The organism is Kineosporia corallincola (assembly GCF_018499875.1).
Lineage (GTDB): Bacteria > Actinomycetota > Actinomycetes > Actinomycetales > Kineosporiaceae > Kineosporia > Kineosporia corallincola.
Genome location: NZ_JAHBAY010000033.1, coordinates 1 through 5,777, shown reverse-complemented (window position 1 = coordinate 5,777; position 5,777 = coordinate 1). Strand labels below are relative to the sequence as shown.

Below are 5,777 nucleotides of genomic sequence, written 5' to 3'. Positions count from 1 at the left end.
GTTTCTCTCATCGAAGCTTTCGGTTTCTCGGGGATGGCCACGGTAGCTGTGGCCGCGCTGTTGCTGGTCCGGCGGTACGCTGTCAGGATCAGGAGCACAGGTCCGGGGGCCTTGACAGCTCAGTGGACGCGCCCGGGAACGAAGCCGTGGCGATCGAGCCGACTGGGCCCGGCCGTGATGCCACAGACGTGATGGATCGCCGGTAGGCGCGGCCCGGTCCTGTCCTGGATCGCCGTATCCGTTGCCGGGTGGCCGTTTTGAGGGCATCATCACGAGGAATCGACATGCTGCGCGTAGCGGTGCGGTTTGCACCGTGGGCACGGCACGGGCATGCCGGATTCCGGGTGTTCCGGCAGCCATCCGGCAATGCAGTCCGCGCATCCGAGAACGGCTTTCGGTCCGGGCTGGGAGGCGCGGGTGGCGGCCAGGTTCAGCCAGCCCAGCAGGGCCGCCGGCGGGTTGCGCAGGGGCGTGTCGACGTTGTGGAGCAGGAAGTTGCGCAGTTCGGATTCCAGGTCGGCGTTTCCGGCGGCGTCCTGCCACTGCCGCAGGAGTTCCTCGAGCGGTTGGCGTGCTGGTGCGGCGTCGTCGAACAGACGACGACAGACCAAACTCAGAAGGTAAGGGTTGAGGTGAGGGACAGGGACGGGGACAGGGGGTTGAACCAGTCGCGAAGCAGGTGCTTCGTGTCTGCTTCGTGCCGTGCCGCGGCGGCTGGCCCCGGAGGCCTTGCCACCAGCGCGCCCGGCGGCGGACTTCCTCTCCCGCTCGCGCAGGATCTGGCGGCGGCTGCGTTGCCAGTCGAACCAGTCGTGAAAGGTCAGGCCGCCGGCTGCCGGGATGCCCGGGCAGTGCCGGGCGGCATGGGTGCACGTGGACTGATGGTCGTGCCAGAGCCCGGCATCGACCAGGGCGCGGGTCAGGGCCGGGCGGCCGCCCTTCTCCTGGGCCAGGGCGGCGCTCAGGCGCCCGTCGGTCAGTTGCTGCGCCGACCAGATGCCGCAGACCGTCCACAATCCCAGGGCGGCCAGCCGGTGGGTGCGGGCGATGCCGAGGGCCTTGGGGTGCTCGGAGAATCCGTCGTCGATGCTGAACCAGACCATGAAGATGTCACCTCTCGCTTGGGGGAATCGGTCAGGCGGCGGAGACTGGTTCGCCCCGGCGACGACCGGCGATGCCGACGCCGCGCATGTCGCGTTTGACGGTGACGGCGCTGACCCCCAGCACGTGCGGGCCGTGGGCCCGGATGGTCTCGGCGGTGTGTCCTTCCTCGAGCCAGCGCAGGATCGACTGGGTCCGCCGCTCCCCCGCCCGGACCGTCATGCCCGCCGGGACGTCCTGCGGAGGGGACGGCCGGCTGGTGCGCTGCTGTTGTCGGCGAGCCTGCTCTTGTTTCTGGTTCTTGTTGCTCTTGATCGCTTTTCGTGCGGCACTCGTGGCCGGTGTCCTGGTGCGGCGGGCGCGTTTCCAGCCACGGGTCTCGGCGATGCCGGCCACGCACAGGAACGACACCGGTGGTGCCACCGCGAACGCTTCGGCCCAGGGCAGGTGCGCGGCCCAGGAGACCGGGTCGGCGGCGGCCAGGTTGGCCAGCACGATGAAGACCACCGTCAGGATCAGCACCAGGGCCGGGACGAGACGGTTGAAGCCGTTGCGCCGGCGCACTTCCCAGGCCGCGTAGGCGGCCAGGACCTCCAGGCTCCCGGCCACGGTCAGGACCATCCACCCGGTGACGTTCACCTCCGGGCGGGCACCGACGTGCAGGACGTGCGTGGCCGACCCGACCAGGGAGATCGCCCCCAGCCCGGTCAGCACCAGCGCGGCGCACGCCCGGTCGGGATCTGCTCGCACCCACCCGGCCAGCCCGGTGGCAGCCGTGGACATGGACATGAAAAACCCTCCGCTGTAGCGAATACCGTGGAATGAGATGCTCAGGCGCTGAGACGGGCGAGGGCCTGGGTGACGTACTGGGTGATGACCTGGTCGTTGGTACCCAGCGCCGCGGCCTCGTGCAGCAGGGAACGGGCCTGGTCCGGCTCGTCGGCGTGGATGGTCTCGGCCAGCGCCACCCGGGCCTTGGCGCCGGCGCGCAGCAGCCGGCGCCGGTGCGGGGCCAGCCAGGGACTGTCCAGAGCAGGCCGGTCCCCCAGACGTCCGGTGTGCAGGTCCACCGCCCGCCACAGCGCCTTCTCCCGGCCGGCGGAACCTGACGGTTCCAGTTCCGCTGTGCGCAGCGCATCTTCAAAAGCATGGACGTCGATGTCAAGGAAACCCGCCAGCCCGTAATGACTTCCACTGTTGACCACCGCGTTCACCGAGAGGTCCTCGGGGTCGCCCAGGGCCGTACGGACCGTCCTGCGCAGGTTGGCGATCTCCGTCGACATCCGCTTGTTCGCCTTACTCAAACTGACATCGGCCCAGATCAGCTCCCGCAGTACGTCCACGTGCGCACCGTCGCGGTGCAGCGCCAGATACAGCAAGACCTGCAACGCGGGACGCCGCAGTCCCTGGACCCGACGACCGTCACGGTCCAGGACGGCCGGGTCCCCGAACAACACGACCCGCACCCGTTCCGCGGGTTCCAGCCCGCGTCTTCCTCCCGGCCCGGCGAAAGCGCTCCACCGCGAGAACGGCTCAACAGTGGCACTTTCGGGGGTCGGCTCGTGCAGGTCCGGGACCTTGCGCAGCGCTCCTGACCGGTGATCGCCGGCCCCCACCACCGGATCCTCATGATCGGCCGGATCATGCTCCTCGACGGGAACCGGCACGGACACAAGACCCTCCCGCTCCCCGCCCGGGATCCTTGATCCCTGCGCGGCCGGTGGACTCTCCGGAGAGGGCGTCGCTGGGCCGGGAGCACCCAGTTCCGGCGACTGGAGCGGTGACCGGTGCGCAGGCGCTTCCGCCACCGGGACGTCCTCACTCTCGCTGCGGATTTCGGGCCGATGGGCGACGTCCATCGGAACGTGCTGCTGCCTGATGACGACGGGCACAGCGGGCACAGCGGGTGCAGCTGGCGCAGCGGGTGCGGCGGGCGCAGCGGGTGCGGCGGGTGCGGCGTCGCGGTCAAGGCCTGCTGCGACTTCCTGGATGACCAGCCGCGCCTGATCGATCGCCGCATCCCGGTACCCACGATGATCGTCGAACTCGCCGAACCCCTCACCCAGCAGTTCCTCTCGCTCCTCCTCCACAACCGGCCCGGACCCGGCCCCCGGCTCGTGCTCTGCCCGACGGCGCCCGGTGTCCAGGTGCCGGCCCCGCCGTCGTGTGCGCCGCCGAGCCCGCAAACCCAGGACAGCGATCAAGGCGATCAGACCACCCGGAACCAGCCAGGGCGCCTCGTTATCGAGACCGGAATCCTCGGCCGATGAATCGTTTTCCCTCGTTTCCTGAATCCCCGCCGAGCCGCTGGCCGTGGACGCCGCAGACGGCACCAGCGAGGCGCCAGGCGTGGGTGCGGCGGTCTCCGGAACCGGGCTTGCCGTCGACGAACCCGGTTCCGGATCGTCCTTCGAGGAACCATCCCGGTCTTGTTCCCCGCCCACCCGCGGCGACGATGCCAGGCGGCCGGCAGCATGAGCGCTCGCACCGCGATCCCTGGCAGTGGCCGGCAACACGATGGTCTCGCCCGCCTGGATCTGGTCCGGGTCGGTGATGGCGCGTGGATTGGCCTGCTGGATGCGCCGATAGTCCCCGAAATCGCCGTGGAACCGCACGGCGATGTCCCCCAGCCGGTCCCCCGCGGCGATCGTGTACCGCAGACGGCGAGAACTCTCCCCGGCAGCGTCTTCATGTCTCGCCGGCTCAGCCGTCTTCGTGGGCCCATCAGCGGGCGGGATCTGGATCCGCCATCCTGGCCGGAGCAGGCTCGGCGTCGTCATGACATGCCCGTCCGGCTGGCGACGCCCCTCGTTGAGCTGCCAGATCTCCCGCCAGCGCACGCCGTCCCCGAGGTACTCCTGCGCCAGACCCCACAACGTCGAGCTATGACCCGCTGCCTGGACCACCACCGTCCGGGTGCCGGCAGGCGCCTGCCGGCCAGCCGATCGTGTGGACGCCCTCTCCGGGCTCGCTACTGCACGCTGACCATGAGCGGCGTCCGAAACCTGCGCGGCAGCAGAGGTCGCCGAGACCGCCACCGTCGAGACCACCAGACCGCCGACCAAGCCCGTCCGGCCCACCCGACGCGTCTTCTGGGCCTCCGCAGGGCCACCTGGACGAAGGCGGCTGCGCTGGATCCTCACCACAGCCTGCCCGACCTGCATGACGACCATCAACCAGCAGAACCAGCCGACCAGCACCACCAACCGGGCCAGCGCCCGGACCGTCTGCGCTTCCTGCACCGCCTGCACCAGCCAACCGGCGGACGCCCATGGGGAACCGGACACAATCGTCAGGCCGGCGGGCGCCCCCACCAGCAGAAGCCCGAGCACGAAACCAGCAACCGCAGCACGGGCCAGGAACCTCAGCCGTCGCACGGCTGCCTCCCTCGGCTCAGCCCACCGGCTGGGCACCGTCCGCGCCACGCGAGCGCCGTGACCGAATGGGACCGCAGCCCCGTGTTCTCGGCTAATCTTGACGAGGTCGGGACTGGCTGGCGTGGCTTTGGCGGCATCGGACCTCCTTAACAGGGATCAAGGACTGCCACCAGGCAAGAGGAGAAACCGTCCAGACTTCCTTCCACCAGCGGCCCTCACCGCGGCGAAGGCTGTTCCGGGAAGTGTCGCCGGGACCTTCGGACCCAAAAGCCCATGCTTTCTGCGATCACGATGTCCTTGTCCAGATAGGCCGACTTGCTTTACCGCCACATCGAACGCAGCCCTGGCTTTCGGAGTGGACCGTGGCGGTGCGTCTGAGCGCCTGGGGGCGTGCTCGAGCCGCCAGGCGAGCCGGTCAATCTTCTACCCATGCAGCCTGTTCGGAGCCGGTGGGTTCTGCCTACGCACAGGCCCAAGCTGGACCCTGGACCCTGGTTAAGCTTATCCTTAAATTCCAAGAACTCGGGGTGGGGGTCGTATGGAGTGGGAAATCCTGTTGACCGAGGGCGTCGAGCAGTTCCTTGACACCCTCTATGCCAGCGACCGGGACAGTCACCGTCTGGTCAATCAGGCCATTCTCGTGCTGGAGCGCAACGGCCCGACCGAGGGTCGTCCACTGGTGGACACGATCACGGCCTCCCGCCTGCCGAACATGAAGGAGTTGCGGCCACCGTCCTCCGGTCGAACAGAGATCCGGATCTTGTTCGTGTTCGACCCGTACCGATCAGCTGTCCTGCTGGTCGCCGGCGACAAGTCAGGCCAATGGACCCGCTGGTACCGCACCGCCATTCCAGAGGCAGAACACCTGTACGAAGACTACCTGGACACACGCAAGAGGGAGGGTGGCCGTGACTGAGCCGCGACGTTGGCGCGACAGCAATCATCTTGAACGGGCCATAGAGACAGCAGGCGGGCAGGCCGGCTTCGACGCCTCCGTGCAGGAGATGCTCGACCAGGCACGCGGCTGGCGCCTGGCTGAACTACGTAAGCGTCGAGACCTGACCCAGGCCCAGGTGGCTGATCGCATGGGCGTCAGCACCGCCCGGGTCTCACAAATCGAGAACGGCGACGTCTCCACCCAGGACGTACTACAGCGCTACGTCGAATCACTGGGCGGAACACTCAAACTCATCGCCGACTTCGGGGACGAGCAACTCAAGATCGCATAACGGATTTTGGACTCGGGCCGCCCCGAGGATAGAACGGCTGTGCCGGTGAGGCCAGCTGGGCAAAGCCGGG

The 5,777-nt window shown here is 68.6% G+C and carries 5 protein-coding genes; 2 read left to right on the top strand and 3 right to left on the bottom strand.

Going from position 1 to position 5,777, the window contains the following annotated elements:
- Positions 1-269 precede the first annotated feature (269 nt).
- Genes KIH74_RS35550 through KIH74_RS35540 form a run of 3 tightly spaced genes read right to left on the bottom strand, consistent with a single transcriptional unit; the run spans position 270 to position 4,433 of the window.
- Entirely contained in the window at positions 270-1,103 is an 834-nt protein-coding gene (locus KIH74_RS35550; RefSeq protein ID WP_214160857.1) for a hypothetical protein, read from the bottom strand.
- A gap of 31 nt (positions 1,104-1,134) precedes the next feature.
- A complete protein-coding gene (locus KIH74_RS35545; protein ID WP_214160856.1) occupies positions 1,135-1,890 on the bottom strand; it encodes a hypothetical protein in 756 nt (251 codons plus the stop codon).
- 41 nt (positions 1,891-1,931) lie between these two features.
- On the bottom strand, positions 1,932-4,433 hold the full coding sequence (locus tag KIH74_RS35540) for a LysM peptidoglycan-binding domain-containing protein (protein ID WP_214160855.1): 2,502 nt from the start codon (positions 4,431-4,433) through the stop codon (positions 1,932-1,934).
- Positions 4,434-5,016: 583 nt separating this feature from the next.
- Here KIH74_RS35540 and KIH74_RS35535 point away from each other — a divergent pair.
- Positions 5,017-5,394: a type II toxin-antitoxin system RelE/ParE family toxin gene (locus KIH74_RS35535; RefSeq protein ID WP_214160854.1), complete on the top strand. Its 378-nt coding sequence runs from the start codon at positions 5,017-5,019 to the stop codon at positions 5,392-5,394.
- Positions 5,387-5,707: a helix-turn-helix domain-containing protein gene (locus KIH74_RS35530; RefSeq protein WP_214160853.1), complete on the top strand. Its 321-nt coding sequence runs from the start codon at positions 5,387-5,389 to the stop codon at positions 5,705-5,707. Before KIH74_RS35535 ends, KIH74_RS35530 begins: the two co-directional genes overlap by 8 nt.
- Positions 5,708-5,777 lie beyond the last annotated feature (70 nt).

Excerpts from the sequence above, each read along its gene's own strand:
- KIH74_RS35535 (WP_214160854.1), top strand. The coding sequence starts at position 5,017 with ATGGAGTGGGAAATCCTGTTGACCGAGGGCGTCGAGCAGTTCCTTGAC.
- KIH74_RS35550 (WP_214160857.1), bottom strand. The coding sequence starts at position 1,103 with ATGGTCTGGTTCAGCATCGACGACGGATTCTCCGAGCACCCCAAGGCC.
- KIH74_RS35545 (WP_214160856.1), bottom strand. The coding sequence starts at position 1,890 with ATGTCCATGTCCACGGCTGCCACCGGGCTGGCCGGGTGGGTGCGAGCA.